Origin of the sequence: Acinetobacter variabilis, from assembly GCF_000369625.1 — a bacterium.
Classification (GTDB): domain Bacteria; phylum Pseudomonadota; class Gammaproteobacteria; order Pseudomonadales; family Moraxellaceae; genus Acinetobacter; species Acinetobacter variabilis.
In genome coordinates this window covers 1,490,993-1,505,647 of the sequence record NZ_KB850113.1, presented here as the reverse complement: position 1 = coordinate 1,505,647, position 14,655 = coordinate 1,490,993, and the positions used below count along the sequence as shown (strand labels likewise).

At 40.7% G+C, this 14,655-nt stretch carries 14 protein-coding genes; 8 read left to right on the top strand and 6 right to left on the bottom strand.

Features of this window, described 5'->3' with window-relative positions; all coding sequences use genetic code 11:
- Positions 1-255 precede the first annotated feature (255 nt).
- Positions 256-1,284: an IS701 family transposase gene (locus F897_RS12800; protein WP_079255106.1), complete on the bottom strand. Its 1,029-nt coding sequence runs from the start codon at positions 1,282-1,284 to the stop codon at positions 256-258.
- Positions 1,285-1,376: 92 nt separating this feature from the next.
- Here F897_RS12800 and F897_RS12795 point away from each other — a divergent pair, with 92 nt between their 5' ends.
- Together F897_RS12795 and F897_RS12790 are read left to right on the top strand one after the other, a co-directional pair.
- Positions 1,377-1,628 carry a hypothetical protein gene (locus F897_RS12795; RefSeq protein ID WP_004784277.1) on the top strand — a complete coding sequence of 84 codons (252 nt, stop codon included), beginning with the start codon at positions 1,377-1,379 and terminating at the stop codon, positions 1,626-1,628.
- Positions 1,629-1,646: 18 nt separating this feature from the next.
- Positions 1,647-1,829 (top strand): hypothetical protein, encoded by a 183-nt coding sequence (locus F897_RS12790; protein ID WP_005236502.1) that lies wholly within the window; start codon positions 1,647-1,649, stop codon positions 1,827-1,829.
- 68 nt (positions 1,830-1,897) lie between these two features.
- Here the strand turns inward: F897_RS12790 and F897_RS12785 are convergent, their stop codons facing one another.
- Both F897_RS12785 and F897_RS12780 read right to left on the bottom strand, forming a co-directional pair.
- Positions 1,898-4,312 carry a membrane-bound PQQ-dependent dehydrogenase, glucose/quinate/shikimate family gene (locus tag F897_RS12785; RefSeq protein WP_005236500.1) on the bottom strand — a complete coding sequence of 805 codons (2,415 nt, stop codon included), beginning with the start codon at positions 4,310-4,312 and terminating at the stop codon, positions 1,898-1,900.
- Between the two features lie 372 nt (positions 4,313-4,684).
- Positions 4,685-5,464 carry a ferredoxin--NADP reductase gene (locus F897_RS12780; protein ID WP_005236496.1) on the bottom strand — a complete coding sequence of 260 codons (780 nt, stop codon included), beginning with the start codon at positions 5,462-5,464 and terminating at the stop codon, positions 4,685-4,687.
- 105 nt (positions 5,465-5,569) lie between these two features.
- On the opposite strand from F897_RS12780, the gene tsaA reads away from it, so the two are divergent.
- Entirely contained in the window at positions 5,570-6,280 is a 711-nt protein-coding gene (gene tsaA, locus F897_RS12775) for a tRNA (N6-threonylcarbamoyladenosine(37)-N6)-methyltransferase TrmO (protein WP_005236494.1), read from the top strand.
- A gap of 102 nt (positions 6,281-6,382) precedes the next feature.
- Here the strand turns inward: tsaA and F897_RS12770 are convergent, their stop codons facing one another.
- The gene (locus tag F897_RS12770; protein ID WP_005236492.1) at positions 6,383-7,393 is read right to left on the bottom strand and encodes a hypothetical protein; all 1,011 of its coding nucleotides are present in this window, start codon (positions 7,391-7,393) and stop codon (positions 6,383-6,385) included.
- A gap of 132 nt (positions 7,394-7,525) precedes the next feature.
- Complete coding sequence (locus tag F897_RS12765; RefSeq protein WP_005236489.1) at positions 7,526-8,788, bottom strand: MgtC/SapB family protein; 1,263 nt, start codon at positions 8,786-8,788, stop codon at positions 7,526-7,528.
- Positions 8,789-9,000: 212 nt separating this feature from the next.
- Between F897_RS12765 and tfpB the strand changes: the two genes are divergently transcribed.
- The 4 genes from tfpB to F897_RS12745 all read left to right on the top strand — a co-directional run bounded on the left by tfpB (position 9,001) and on the right by F897_RS12745 (position 13,346).
- The gene (gene tfpB, locus F897_RS12760) at positions 9,001-10,758 is read left to right on the top strand and encodes a type IV pilus assembly ATPase TfpB (RefSeq protein ID WP_005236488.1); all 1,758 of its coding nucleotides are present in this window, start codon (positions 9,001-9,003) and stop codon (positions 10,756-10,758) included.
- Between the two features lie 95 nt (positions 10,759-10,853).
- Positions 10,854-11,219 carry a NirD/YgiW/YdeI family stress tolerance protein gene (locus F897_RS12755; RefSeq protein ID WP_005236486.1) on the top strand — a complete coding sequence of 122 codons (366 nt, stop codon included), beginning with the start codon at positions 10,854-10,856 and terminating at the stop codon, positions 11,217-11,219.
- Between the two features lie 136 nt (positions 11,220-11,355).
- Entirely contained in the window at positions 11,356-12,027 is a 672-nt protein-coding gene (locus F897_RS12750; RefSeq protein WP_005236483.1) for a response regulator transcription factor, read from the top strand.
- Positions 12,024-13,346 carry a sensor histidine kinase gene (locus F897_RS12745; protein WP_005236481.1) on the top strand — a complete coding sequence of 441 codons (1,323 nt, stop codon included), beginning with the start codon at positions 12,024-12,026 and terminating at the stop codon, positions 13,344-13,346. The genes F897_RS12750 and F897_RS12745 overlap by 4 nt, the downstream gene beginning before the upstream one ends.
- An 88-nt stretch (positions 13,347-13,434) precedes the next feature.
- Here F897_RS12745 and hemP read toward each other — a convergent pair whose 3' ends face one another.
- Positions 13,435-13,605 (bottom strand): hemin uptake protein HemP, encoded by a 171-nt coding sequence (gene hemP / locus F897_RS12740; RefSeq protein WP_004784247.1) that lies wholly within the window; start codon positions 13,603-13,605, stop codon positions 13,435-13,437.
- 138 nt (positions 13,606-13,743) lie between these two features.
- Here hemP and F897_RS12735 point away from each other — a divergent pair, with 138 nt between their 5' ends.
- Positions 13,744-14,643, top strand: coding sequence for an NUDIX domain-containing protein (locus F897_RS12735; RefSeq protein WP_034581045.1), 900 nt, complete (start codon positions 13,744-13,746; stop codon positions 14,641-14,643).
- Positions 14,644-14,655 lie beyond the last annotated feature (12 nt).

The window sequence follows — 14,655 nt, the reverse complement described above, 5'->3', positions numbered from 1 at the left end:
TAGACCAGTTATCAAAAACTTCATTGATGACTTTATTCTCGATAAAAATCATCTGCTACCACAGAGAATCTATAAATAATAGTGCGTAAGTCCTATTAATTATGAAAAAGCTGCTGATCAGGCAGCTTTTTTATTAGCCATAAGTCTAAAAAATAGATGAAAAATAAAGCTTTACAAATGCGATAAATTTAGGAAGAATCATGCGCGAAATTTAGAAAAGATTCATATAACTAAACAATTAGGACTTACGCACTATTATTTATAGATTCTCTGTGGTAGCAGATGATTTTTATCGAGAATAAAGTCATCAATGAAGTTTTTGATAACTGGTCTAAATAATTTCTTCTGCCAACGATATACATTTTCAAAGATCCGCTCAAACTGGTTCTTTTGTATCTCAACGTAGGCCATCAAGGCTGAAAAAATATGATTCAAAATCAGTTTAGATCGTCTTACTTGAAACTTTTCAATATGACAAACCTGTTTAATCACCCGGTGATATTGCTCTATTTTCCAATGACTTGAATGTAATTCATGAAAACCCTCAAAGGACAATAAATCATCTTCATCTTGATGCACAATATAAAACCTCTGCTGTTCTTTTAACTGAGTCTTAAATAATTGTACAAAGCCAAAATCTTTGAGCCAGACCACTTGACCCTGATGGAAATCTGGCAATAAACGCAGTTGAAACCATTGTCCTTTTTCTGGGGAAACCTTACGGTTACAGTCGATACCAAACATAAATCGAATACCATATTTTCTTATGGTTTTTAGATTTCCAGTCGATGAATACCAACTATCACCTGTAATAAATTGAATCTTTGCACCCCAACTGAGTACTTCACTTAACATATCCATAAAGTAATCATTCTTGGTTTTACTTTCAGATTTGTCATAAATTCGGAAATTAATTGGAATATTTTGACCATTCTGATCTGTCGCATACAAGGTAATGAGATTAATACCCTTGACGGATCGGTGGTGTTTGCCTGACCAAAAATAGCTAACCAAGTCCATATGTTGACTATATGGTTTATCTAAAACAGTATCATCAATACTGACTATAAGTTTATTATTATCAATATGTTGAATTGATTCTTGATATAGGTCGTGAGGTGTGTAGTCTTCACGCTCTAGAAAGCGATTTACACTATCATGCGAGATATTATAAGTCTCGGCAAGTTGTGTGCAGCTAATAGAGTTCGGTTCTGTCATGAGAAAGCCCATATAAATGGGTAATGTACAAGTTGCTGTAGAAGCATGTTTAATTCGTCTAATCACAGATACTTTATAAAGTATTTTAATACTTTTTTGAATCCGTCAATGCGTAAGTCCTAACAATTTAAATTTTTTAGTGTTTTTGAGGGGGAGTAATGAGCTTCATAAAACTATTTTCACTTTCAACTTTTGTACTGATGACTGGCTGTAGTTCTATGGTCGTCACTTATGACGCATCGGGTCAGGTGATTGGATCATGTAAAGCTACACGTGGTCTGCTTTCAATTGCTAGTGCTCATTGTAATGGATCAGGCAATGCAATTGGCGTGAACTACAATACGGTGGATGCCAAAACAGGTTTATTGCCAGTACCACCAAGTCAAAATCAGATTCATTTAGCACCATAAATCTTAGAGGGGAATATCATGAAATTATCAGCACTTATTGCATTAGCAGCGACTATTGTACTAACTGGTTGTGCATCAACAGTGACTACATTTGACTCACATGGCCGTATGATCGGTTCATGCAAAGCAGAAAGCGGTTTTATTATCGGTGGTGGTGCAGGCTGTTCAGGTTCTGCAAACCAGGAAGGTCGCGATCGTTAATTTTTAATAATGATTGCAATAAAAAACCGAAGCCTAAGCTTCGGTTTTTTCTTTTTTACCATCAAAAATTATTTTTGATCAGGTAAAGCAAAGGCAATGATATAGTCGCCGACATCTTTAGAGTGGCTTGCACCACCTGCAGAAATCACAACATATTGTTTGCCAGTTTTTGGAGATTTATAAATCAGCGGTGCAGCAACAGCAGCAACAGGAAGCTCTGCTTTCCACACTTCTTTACCAGTTTTTGAATCAAGCGCACGTAGGTAATAATCCTGAGTACCTGCGAAGAACACTAGACCAGACGCTGTTGAAGTAGGACCACCGAGTGTTGGCATACCTAAAGGAATTGGCATATGGGTTTTAACACCTAACGGCCCCAATTCTTTTGCTGTCCCCATTGGCACTTCCCAAACAACTTTTTTAGATTTCAAGTCGATGGCAGTCATGGTACCAAATGGAGGTTTGTTACAAGGAACACCCAGTTTAGATTGCATGATGTCAATTTTCACACCCGCATAAGGACCAGCCAATTGCGGACGTACGGTACCCATGAATCCTGGTACTTCGTCAGTTGACATATAATATTTACCCATATCTTCTTTACGAACCAATGACATACGAAGTGGCATACGCATATCGTTAACGTACATCATGCCAGTAGATTCATCAATGGAGATACCACCCCAGTTGAAACCACCAAGCAGGCTAGGCCATTCGATATATGGTTTTTCACCAGGTGCAGTATAAAGACCGTTATACACAGAGTCTTTAAAGTCAATACGACAAGCCAATTGGTCAAAGGTTGAGATGCCCCACATATCCTGTTCAGTCAATGTCGCATTACCAATTTGTGGCATGCCAACAGAGAATGGTTGGGTAGGAGAAAGTTTTTCACCTTCAGCACCATTGGTGTCGACTGGACGTTCTTCAACTTTAGTGACTGGTTTACCAGTACGGCGGTCAAGAACGAAGATTTGACCCATTTTGGTAGTTTGAATCAACGCTGGAACTTTTTTGCCATGATCATCAGTCATGTCATAAAGTACAGGTTGTGACGGCAAGTCATAATCCCAGACATCATGGTGAACAGTTTGATAAGACCAAACAGTTTTACCAGTCAAGGCATTTACGGCAACAATGGCAGAACCAAATTTTTCTTTGGCTCCGTTACGGTCACCACCCCAGTAGTCAGGAGGACCATTACCTGTAGGTAAGTAAACCAGATTCAGGTCTTTGTCATAAGTCGGGATGGTCCACATGTTTGGTGTTTCTAAAGTAAAGCCTTTGCCATCTTTAGGTTCACCAACCAGTTCAGGATTACCGACATCCCAAGCCCAGGCCAATTTACCAGTACGAACGTCATAAGCACGAACCACACCAGACGGTTCGCCATGCACAATATCACGTACCCAGCCACCTAATACGGCAACATGACCCACAATGAGTGGAGTAGACGTTGGATGGTAACGTTTACTTTGTTCGGTAGGACCCATGTCATGCAGAACATCGACCTGACCGTTAGTACCAAATTCTGGACATAAAGCACCAGTTTTAGCATTTAAGGCAATTAAACGGCCATCAACAGTAGAAGTTAGAATACGTTGTGGACAAGCTTTAATACCAGGTGCTTGTAGGTCTGCCGCAGTTAAAGATTTGTCTTTAGTTGCATCATAGTAACCGACACCACGGCAGGTAATATGCTCTGCAGTTTTTGCATGTGGATCATATTTCCAAAGTGCTTTACCACTGTCACCATCAATCGCTGAAATGATATTAGTTGGTGTACATGAGTACAATGTGCTGCCAATTTGGATCGGTGTATTTTCATCGACACCGGCAGAGGTATCACGACCAGTGTGATAAGTCCAAGCGACTTTCAGATCTTTGACATTTTCAGGGGTAATGTCAGTGTACGGTGCAAAACGGGTACCATTACCATTACGACCGAAATATTCCCAGTTGTCCGGGTTTTCTGCATTTGGTTTAGCCAGCGCAGGGTCTTGTACGATGTCCACTGGATTGAGGATTTTGCCGTGTGGGAAGAATGCAGCAATCAGGGCTGCCACACAGGCAAAGAAACCGACAAAGCCAACAAGATTGGCAGCTTTGATTTTTGCAGCATCGAGTGCTGGCAGGTTTTTGCTTGCCCACATGCTGAGGACAAACAGAATAGTTGGAACCACCAAACGTGGAATATATTGCCAGAAGCTCAAACCTTGAACTTCAGCAATCGCCCAGATGATGGTTGCAATAAAAGTAACAATAGAAAGCCAGAAACCAAGGGCTTTTTTCATCGCATAGAAAATGGCGATTGCAACATAGGCAATCCCTGCGATGAGATAATAACTTGTACCACCGAGGATGAGTAATTTAGCGCCTTGAATGATCAAGTACAGCGCAACGAGTAAAGTTAATACCACTACAAAATAGCGATAGACTTTAGACCATGTACGCTCGATAGAGGAGGGTTGTTCAGTGCTCATACCTTGCCTATAGAAAACGGCTTGGTTGCATAAACGGTGAAACAGGAGAATGGGATCTAAATAGATCGAATTAAAAGTTTACAGAGTTTATGTAACTAAGTCTTTAGCGAGGATAAATCCTCATGAGAAATCAATTACAGTTACATATTCTAACATTTAAGAATGAATTTTTGACTAAAAAATATAATGTGAGTATTGATATTTATCATTTATTTTACTTTTTTAAGTAATTACATTTTTATAAATACGCTAATTATAAGAAATTTTAAGTAGAGAGTAGGTTGAGTTAATTCTTTCAGATTAAGACTTACTGGATATAAAAAACGCATGCTTAAAGCATGCGTTTTGGGTTGCAAAAGGTTTTTTTGCAGATTATTTTTCTACGAATGCACGTTCAATTACATAGTCACCCAAAACACCCATACGTGGAGATTCTTTCAGGCCGTGTTGATCTAGCAGTGCAGCAACGTCGTCAAGGAATGCAGGAGAACCACAGAGCATTGCACGGTCAGTTTCAGGGTTGAAACGTGGTAGTCCGATTTTCTCGAATAATTGACCAGATTCAATCGCAGTGGTTACACGACCTTGGGTATGGAACTCTTCACGAGTAACAGTTGGGTAATACACTAATTTTTCTTTAGCACCCAATTCACCGAAGAATTCATGGTTTGGAATTTCATTCAAAATCAAATCTTGATAAGCCAGTTCTGAGATGAAACGTGTACCGTGAACGACGATGATTTTTTCAAAACGTTCATAAGTTTCTGGATCACGGATTACAGAAAGGAAAGGTGCAAGACCAGTACCTGAAGAAAGAAGATACAAGTTCTTACCTGGATTCAGGTCATCAAGAACCAGCGTACCTGTAGGTTTTTTAGAAACCAGGATTTCGTCGCCAACTTTAACTTTTTGTAGAATAGAGGTAAGAGGACCATCTGGAACTTTGATTGAGAAAAATTCCAGCTCTTCTTCATAGTTTGCACTTGCAATTGAATATGCACGCATTAAAGGCTTGCCATTGACTTCAAGACCGATCATCACAAACTGACCGTTTTTAAAACGTAATGCAGTGTCACGAGTCGTTTTAAAAGAGAATAAAGTGTCATTCCAATGGTGGACGTGAGTAATCTTTTCGACGTTAAAAGCAGCCATTAAAGGTCTCAATAAGTTATCAAATTAGAACAGGTTGCTATTCTAATCTAAATTCATTCTCTATAAACTGAATATATTTAATTGAGCTTATCAAAAAAAGTGATTATGACCGAACTCACTCTGCCGATTATTGGCTATATGCATTCTCCCTATAAAGAAAAGTTTGGCATCCCGCGTCAGCCTAATTTGGTACAGGTTGAAAGCTATATTGAAATGACCGGTCCATATAATGATTTACTCGCATTTGAGGGCATCGAAGAGTTTAGTCATCTCTGGTTAGTCTGGCAGTTTCATGACAATAAAAATCAGCAGAGCCAGCAGTTTCGTCCGCAGGTTCGACCACCACGTTTAGGCGGTAATAAGAAAATAGGTGTATTTGCTACGCGTAGTATGTACCGTCCTGCACCCATTGGTTTATCAGTCGTGAAATTAAATCGTGTCGAAAAAGTCGGTAAAAATGTCCGGGTTTATGTCGCAGGAAGCGACCTGTTAGATGGAACGCCGATTATAGACATTAAACCTTATATTCAATATTCGGATTCAGTGATTGATGCGCAAAGCGGTTATGCTCAGGACGAACCATCACGTAAGCCCGTGATTTGGAGTGAGGACGCTGAACAGCAAAAAAAATTATTATTAGAAAAAGGAAAAATATCTGCTCAATTGCTAGAAGAACTTGAAGCCGTTTTATCTCTCGATCCTAGGCCGGCATATCAGGATGATGAGAACCGGGTTTATGGAATGAAGTTTGCGGACTTGGATGTGAAATTTAAAGTTACTTTAGCTGATATTGTAGTCGATCAGTTAATTTTTTGAATTTTTAAAATGAAATACTGATTTAAAAATAGGAACCTCAACTAAATTGGAGTTCCTATTTAATATTAATCTACAGCACTCGAAGTACTTTATATCAAGTTGTTACGAGTATTTTTTAATTTGCTTTCTTAATTCTTCAGATGCAGTATTATTAAATAAAGTGCATGCATTTTCTTGTAAAGTTGCATATTCCTGTAGAGCTGGTTTGTCCTGAGCAGATGCTGAATTAACCAGTGCTTTAGATGCGGTTAAAATATTTTTGATATTGTATTCCTCTCCAGCTGGATGATAATCAACTTCATAATATTTGTTCTTATATTCAGCTAGTCCCCATTGCTGATCTTCTCTAAGATCTAGATATGTTATAGCATCCTTAAAAGTATGTTTGGCATATTTACTATCTTTTGAAATATCAGCCCATTCAAGTTTTAAATAATCTTGTACATAATCTTCAAGTGAATATTTATATAACTCAATATATTTTTGTGAGTTATTAATAGTTTGGAGTTGAATACAAGTAGATCCGGTAGGGAAGGTTGAATTAGAAAGTACTCGATAAAAATCTTCCCCTTTTTCTCCCATAGGGTAGGTATCGAGTAAATTATATTTTAAATTGACATAATGGTCTGGACTGAGGACTTGAGCAATATTTTTACCACTAATATCAAAGACCTTGAATGTAAGTGTACTGCTTAATCCTGTGGAATTAATTGGAGAATATGGAACTTGCTTCCAAGTGGTTGCATTAGCCGTAATAGTCCCTTGCAATTTGCCATAGGTCGCATGTGTAGAACCGTGATCATATAATCCATTTTCAGTTAGATAGAAAGTTTCACTTTCATCCCAGCCTGTTGTCTCATCAACTTTGATATAGACATTTCCTTGATCAAAGGTTAGCTGTTCAATTTCATAATTTAGGTCTGAATCGGAATATTCATCAATATAGAATGATGACCATTGTTGGAAGGCAGGTTTTGTAAGGGTAGTATTTCCAGTTCCAGTTCCAGTTCCAGTTCCAGTATTACCGCCATTTGAATCAGAAGATGAACCCCCACCACATGCAGTTAACATGAAGGCACTAAAAATTGCGAATGATAAAGCCTTAAATTTCATAAATACCTTATAAAAATTATATTAATTCAATTGTTGTGTAAACGTAAAGCAAATCAATTATAGCGAGAAAATATTAAAATTAAAATTGAAAAATAAATAAAAATTAAATAAAAATTAAATATTTATATATACTTAATAATCAAAAACTATCCACCACAACAAGCCAATCAAAACTACCATATGCAAAATCTGCACAGGCGCGAAATAAAGGACAAACTTCAAGCCTCCGGTCAAAGCGGCATTGGCTGACTTGGCCAAGGCATGAGCACCCAGACCTAAAAGCAAGGCATAAATCAAACGTAGATTGGAGGGATCGCCTTGAACGACAACACTGGCCATCGCGGCATGAATCTCGAACAAAGAGGCAAGTAAGGTCCCGGCCAGTAAGCCGGCATCCCCGAGCCAGACCTCCAGTCCGTAAACTCCAGCCTGAATCAATGTTAATGTCACTGCAATAATCACCGCTTCTTTTAAGCTAAACATCTGGCTGTCTGATGATTCCATGCTCGGCGCAGGTTTTGCCTTGCGCAATAATAAAAATGCACAAGCTGCCAGAAGGATTACGGCAACTAAAGAGGGCAAGAGCAGGATTTTAAGCCAGCTCCAGGATACGCCCCCGACCACAATCAATAGCAACACAATAGTCGAGATACATGACATCAGCGCGGCACCGGCATTGGATTTTGCATCCATTTCACCTTTACGGACCTGTATACCTAATTGAGCAATAGTGGCGGTACTGGAAACAAAACCGGAAGCAATGGAGGACAGCATCAGGGCATTTTTAGTCGAGAAGAAACGTTTAGCGATATGTGCCAAAGCTTGAACTACCAGTATGAGAATCACTAATTTTAAAATCAGATAAGGGTTCAGCACTTCACCCCATAAAGGTCGGTCAGGGGTTAGTGGTAAACCAATCAGAATTAAGGCTAATAATAGTAATCCATCCCTAAATTCAGCCTCAGTAATCCACTGTCCGGCAATATTATGCATAGAGTGTTTGGCCATTAAAATTATCGTGATCAGAACTGCTAGTCCTGCAGCCAGAGGAATATTCCACAGACAAATCGCCCCAATAAAATAGGTCATGATAAAGGCCAATTCAGTTGTAATTCCCGGATCTTCTATCTGGTTTCTAATAGAAAAAATGACAATGCCGCCAATAATGAGTGCACCGGCCAGACCCATTGCCATTCCAAATAGAAAGCACAATGCGCCTAATAAAGCACAGATGGCAAAAGAGCGTAGCCCGGCAAAACTGGCCTGTTCCTCACGCTGTTTGTGCCGTTCACGTTCCAGCCCGATTAGTAAACCACATCCTAAGGCAGCAGTCAGGATGGTAAGCAACTCATGAAAGGAGCTACTTTCACTTAAGGGAACCACGCTTAAATCCATACCTGGCCTCAGCGATTAAATAAGATATCCTGATTGAAATATAGGCGAAAAATTGACACATCGACAAGCAGAAAAAGGTTATGAACTAAAACCCATATGATGTGCTTAATATTCATGAAAGATAAATCCGCTTTCTAGTTTTGAAGTCGCAATGGAATGCGAAAAACAGGAAAAACTTGTTATAGTGGAGACAGTTTTGGGGACCATCAATCATGAAATTTGATTTTGAAATTGATACAGGCTGGTGTTTGGATCAGCTTTTAAAAGACGGAAAAATAACTGAACGTGACCGGATGCGAGTTCAGACCACACATCGTCAACGTGAACAAATAAAATGGCATCCTTTACAATGGATCGCGAACTTTAGTCTGGTTGATCAGTCCCATCCTCAAAGTACTTTGACACTCAACCGCTTATGCCAGTGGCTGGCAGAAAAAACCGGTTTAATGTTCTATATCATCGATCCGCTCAAAGCTGATGTGCAGGCCTTGACCAATGTTATGTCACAGGAATATGCACTGCGTAACCGTATTCTGGCAGTAGAAATTCAACCAGATAAAGTTCTGATCGCCACAGATCAGCCTTATAAAACTGAATGGGTATCTAATCTCGAACAGAATATTGCACCGAAAAAAATTGAACGGGTATTGCTCAATCCGGAACAGCTCCAGCGTTATATTGTTGAGTATTATCAGGTGAGTCGTGCAGTCAGTGGCTCGCAAAAATCATCTGCTTATGAGCGGGAAAATAAAGGTGTAGAAGCCTTGCTGCAACTGGGTGATTCCCAGAATCCGGATGCCAATGACCAGCATATCGTGAAACTGGTAGACTGGGTGTTACAGTTTGCCTTTGAGCAGGGTGCCAGTGATATCCATATGGAACCGCGCAAAGACACCGGCAAAATCCGTTTCCGGATTGATGGGGTATTGCATACCATCTATAACATGCCAGCCAATACCCTGACTGCAGTCATTTCCCGAATCAAGATTCTGGGTCGGATGAATGTGGCAGAAAAACGTAAACCACAGGATGGCCGTTTAAAAACCCGAACTCCAAAAGGACAGGAAACAGAACTGCGTTTATCGACCTTACCCACCGCATTTGGTGAAAAGCTGGTAATGCGTATTTTTGATCCGGAGGTTCTAGTCAGAAGTTTTCAGCAGCTCGGTTTCGAAGGACATTTACTCAATGACTGGAATAATCTGACCAGTCACAGTCACGGTATTATTCTGGTCACAGGCCCGACCGGTTCAGGTAAGACTACGACCTTGTATTCGACACTGAAACAGCTTGCGACTGAGCAGGTGAATGTCTGCACGATTGAAGATCCGATCGAGATGCTGGAACCAAGCTTTAACCAGATGCAGGTCAATAACGGAATTGAACTAGGCTTTGCAGATGGTGTGCGTGCACTGATGCGTCAGGATCCGGACATAATCATGGTCGGTGAGATTCGTGACCAAGATACGGCCAATATGGCGATTCAGGCAGCATTAACCGGTCACCTAGTACTTTCTACCTTACATACCAATGATGCACCGTCGAGTCTGACCCGTTTGCACGATCTGGGCGTACAACCATTTTTAACAGCAGCCACCATCTTGGGCGTTTTGGCCCAACGTCTGGTACGTAAGCTATGTCCGCACTGCAAGCAGGAGAGTTTCCTGGATGAGCAGGAATGGCAGCATCTGGCGGTGGACTATCCTTTACCACGTCCGGAATTTGTTTTTAAAGCAGTCGGTTGTGAAGAGTGTCGCCATACCGGTTATAAAGGCCGAATCGGGATTTATGAGTTTATGCCGCTTAGCCTGACTACCAAGCAGTTGATCGGAGCGGATGCTAATCTGAATCAGTTACGTCAGCAGGCAAAAAAAGAAGGGGTAGAACCTTTACGGATTGCCGGTGCTCGCAAGATTCTGGAAGGGGTCACCACGCTTGAAGAAGTTTTGAGAGTTGTGCCATTAAATTAATTCTGAAGATGAAGCGATCTTAAGATTCAATTCATCTTCGGCTGTTTTAATAGCATTATCGAAACAGGGCAAGACTTTAAAAAGAGGTAACTGCAATGAAAATGATGATGAATACTGTTTTAGCAGCTGCATTAATGGGTTCAATTGGGACTGCCGCAGTTGCGAGTAGTGAAACTGCGGTGAATCAGGCTGCATTTGCTAAAACGACTACAGTTAAGCAAGCGTTGACCATGAAAGATGACAGCAAGGTACAGCTAAAAGGTTATGTGGTAAAAGCTGTCGGTGATGAAAAATACCAGTTCCGTGACAATACCGGCACCATTACTGTCGAAATTGATGATGAACTTTGGCAGGGTAAACCAGTATCAGCTAAAACACCTGTGGTAATCATTGGTGAAGTGGACATTGACTATAAACCTGCGAAACGTGTTGAAATTGATGTCGACCAAGTTCAGTTTTAATTTCAGCATGATTTCCTGAACTGAATCTGAAGATAGCAACAAAAAACCACATGCAAGTTACCAAAAAGCATGTGGTTTTTTTGAGTCTGAAACTTTTTCAAGGCAAGATAGAAAGGTAAAACAAGCGGAGCATAACATGCGTATTCTTTTGGCAGAGGATGATGAATCTCAGGCGGAAAGTATTCAAACCTGGCTGGAAATGGACGGTTATGTGATTGATCGGGTTGATCGTGGGGATCATGCCATTCTGGCGATTGAACAGCATCAGTATGACTGTATTTTGCTGGACCGTGGCCTGCCGAATGCAACCGGAGACGACATTCTTAAAAGCTTGCGCAATAAACAGAAAGATACGCCCGTTATATTTATTACCGCCAAGGACAGTATTCATGATCGGGTCGCAGGACTCGATCTAGGGGCCAATGATTATCTGGTAAAACCTTTCAGTCTGGAAGAACTTTCCGCTCGCGTTCGTGCCCAGCTCAGACAAAAACAGCAAATGCCAAATCATATCCTGCAATGGCAGGATCTTAGTCTGGACAATCAGGCCAAGACTGTAATGAAGGCGGGGCAGAGCATTAATCTGACTGCAAAAGAATTCCAGATTTTATATAAGCTGATGCAAAAACCAGAACATATCATTACCCGAGAACAGCTGGAAGAATCACTCTATGCCTGGGGAGATGAAATCGAAAGCAATGCGATTGAAGTCTTTATTTATCAGCTACGTAAAAAAATCGGTAGCCAGATGATTAAAACCATTCGTGGCTTGGGCTACCGGATGCATAAACCCGAGGCCTCCATATGAAGGCACCTATTTCCCTGCAAAGTCGGCTGATTCAACATGCCATGTTCAGTTCCATACTGGCAGGATTTCTGGCGTGGCTGCTGTTATTGGGAATTTCCAGCTATCAGGCGATTGATCTGCATGATGACCTGATGGAAGAAATTTCAGAGTTACTTCTAGGAGATGTGAACCAAGCCAAAAATACGCAGGTCGATGAAATCAGTGAGCAGTTTGATATTCAATATGCCTTACTACTGAATCAGCAGGTACTGACCACTTCAATTGATGATGAACTGATTAATGAGATACCAGTTGCACAGAAAAACGGATTTCACTTTGATTATGAAAATGGCCATTTTATTCGCATCCTGATTGCTGAAGATCAAGACTTGAAAGTGAAAGTGGTACAACCGCTTTCAGTACGCTTTGATGAGCTTTGGCAAACGACTTTAGGTTTCGCCGGGATTTTATTTATCCTATGGATATTACAGTGGCTGATTTTACGTTTTGCCATTAAGCGGCAATTAAGACCTTTAAATAAAATTTCCCGAGAAATTGGTTCCAAATCTGCTCAAGATCTCAGTCCGGTTCAAAGTCCTGATCCTGAGATTACTGAACTGCAACCGATTGTCCGTCAGCTGAATGCCATGTTGAGCAGGCTGGAAAAATCATTGGCTGCCGAGCAACGTTTCACTGCCGACGCTTCACATGAGTTGCGTTCCCCATTGTCTGCCATTCAAATGCGTTTACAGGTGCTGAAACGTGAATATCAGGAAGATGCTCAACTTAGGCAAGCGTTACAGATGATTCAGAATGACGTCAACCGCGGAACGCAGATTCTGGAAAACTTACTGCTATTGGCTCGGCTTGATCCAGAACATGCAGAGCATTTGCCCAAACAGCAGGTGAATCTTAAAGTATTGGTTCAGGAGGTCTTACAAGCTTTACAACCTCTTGCTCAGGAAAAAGAGATTCACTGGAACTTAAAACTTGAAGATGCAGTGATTGAAGCAAATGCAGAGCTGATTTTTAGCTGTATCCGCAATCTGGTTGATAATGCCATTCGTTATACGCCTGTGCAGGGACAGGTCGAAATCAGGACGATAGTTGAAAGTCAGAATGTACAACTCATGATTGAAAACTCTGGAGAGGGGATTCAGGCCGACGTATTGCAACGTTTAGGTGAGCGTTTTTACCGGGCCTTGGGTACGCGAACACAAGGTTCAGGTTTGGGACTGTCGATTTGTCAAAAGATTATGCAGCTACATACGGCCAAGATTGATTATGCGCCGTCAGTTTTGGGTGGACTTAAAGTTTCATTAATTTTTCAATCTAAATAATATAGTCATTGGATCTAGCAATTAAAAAAGCAGTATGCGCTGATTCATACTGCCTGTTCCCACGTTTATTATTTTTGGAGTATTTAAATTACTTAGTCAGGATGAGACGATTGTTACGAGTCAAACGTAGACGGTATTCTTCACCCGCATGCATGATCCGAATTTCTCGTCCTAGCGCAAATAAATTGTTCGAATGCAACATCGGTAGCGCATGCTGAGTATCATTATTACGGGTAAATAGGCTAAATGGTGCGTTCATTCCGTCGACTCCGTGGTGTGTTTTGGATTGATTTAAATGATAATCATTATCGAATAGATCTGTCAACGAATTATTGCCTCATTTATAAAAAACACTAATTTGCTTACAATCTGTAAAACTTCAATGGTTCAGAACATTATGTCCAAAGCCACAATTCATGTCGCAATCGCTATTTTATTTCATCAAAATCAGGTTCTGGTCGGCTGGCGGGAAGCTAAACAGCATCAGGGCAATAAGTATGAGTTTCCAGGCGGAAAAGTAGAACAGGGCGAATTGCCTGTAGAGGCATGTCGACGTGAAGTGATTGAAGAAGTCGGAATTGATATTGAGCAATGGCAGGCTTTTGACTTTATTTCACATGAATATGAAGATGTCATCGTCAATCTGCATATTTTCCATGCTTCGGTTCAGCCAGAACAATTAGCTGAGATCAAGCAGCCTTGGCGCTGGTATAGCCGGGATGAACTCAGTGAGCTGAACTTTCCTAAAGCGAATCAGGCCATGATTCAAAAGCTACAATGGCCGCGGAAGATCAAAATTTCTGACGACTTAAGTCACCTGAATAATCTGGAAAAAGACCAGATGCTATATTGGCGAGTAATGGCCAGCCCTGGATACATCAGCCAGTTACAACAGATTCCAGTCGATCAGTTATCCAGATTGATCATCAATCAGGGACTTTGGTCACAACTGAATGAATTGCAGCAGCAAACCATTCGTACCATTCACCTGAAACAGTCTCAATTGATGCAACTACAAAAAGGGGAGCTGGCTGGTGGTTATCGTTATCTTGCAGCCTGTCACGATCTGGAAGCATTAAAACATACAGAAAACATAGGCTGTGAAGCAGCTTTACTCAGCCCGGTACTGGCAACAGAAACACATCCTGATACCGCAGCTTTGGGCTGGGAAAAATTTAAACAGATGGCTAAACAGGTACAGATTCCTGTATTTGCCTTAGGTGGTATGAAGGCTGAAGATCTAGACTATGCTCAAAACCAGCATGCTTATGGGATTGCAGGGATCCGTTATGTTTAAGTCAAAAACTTA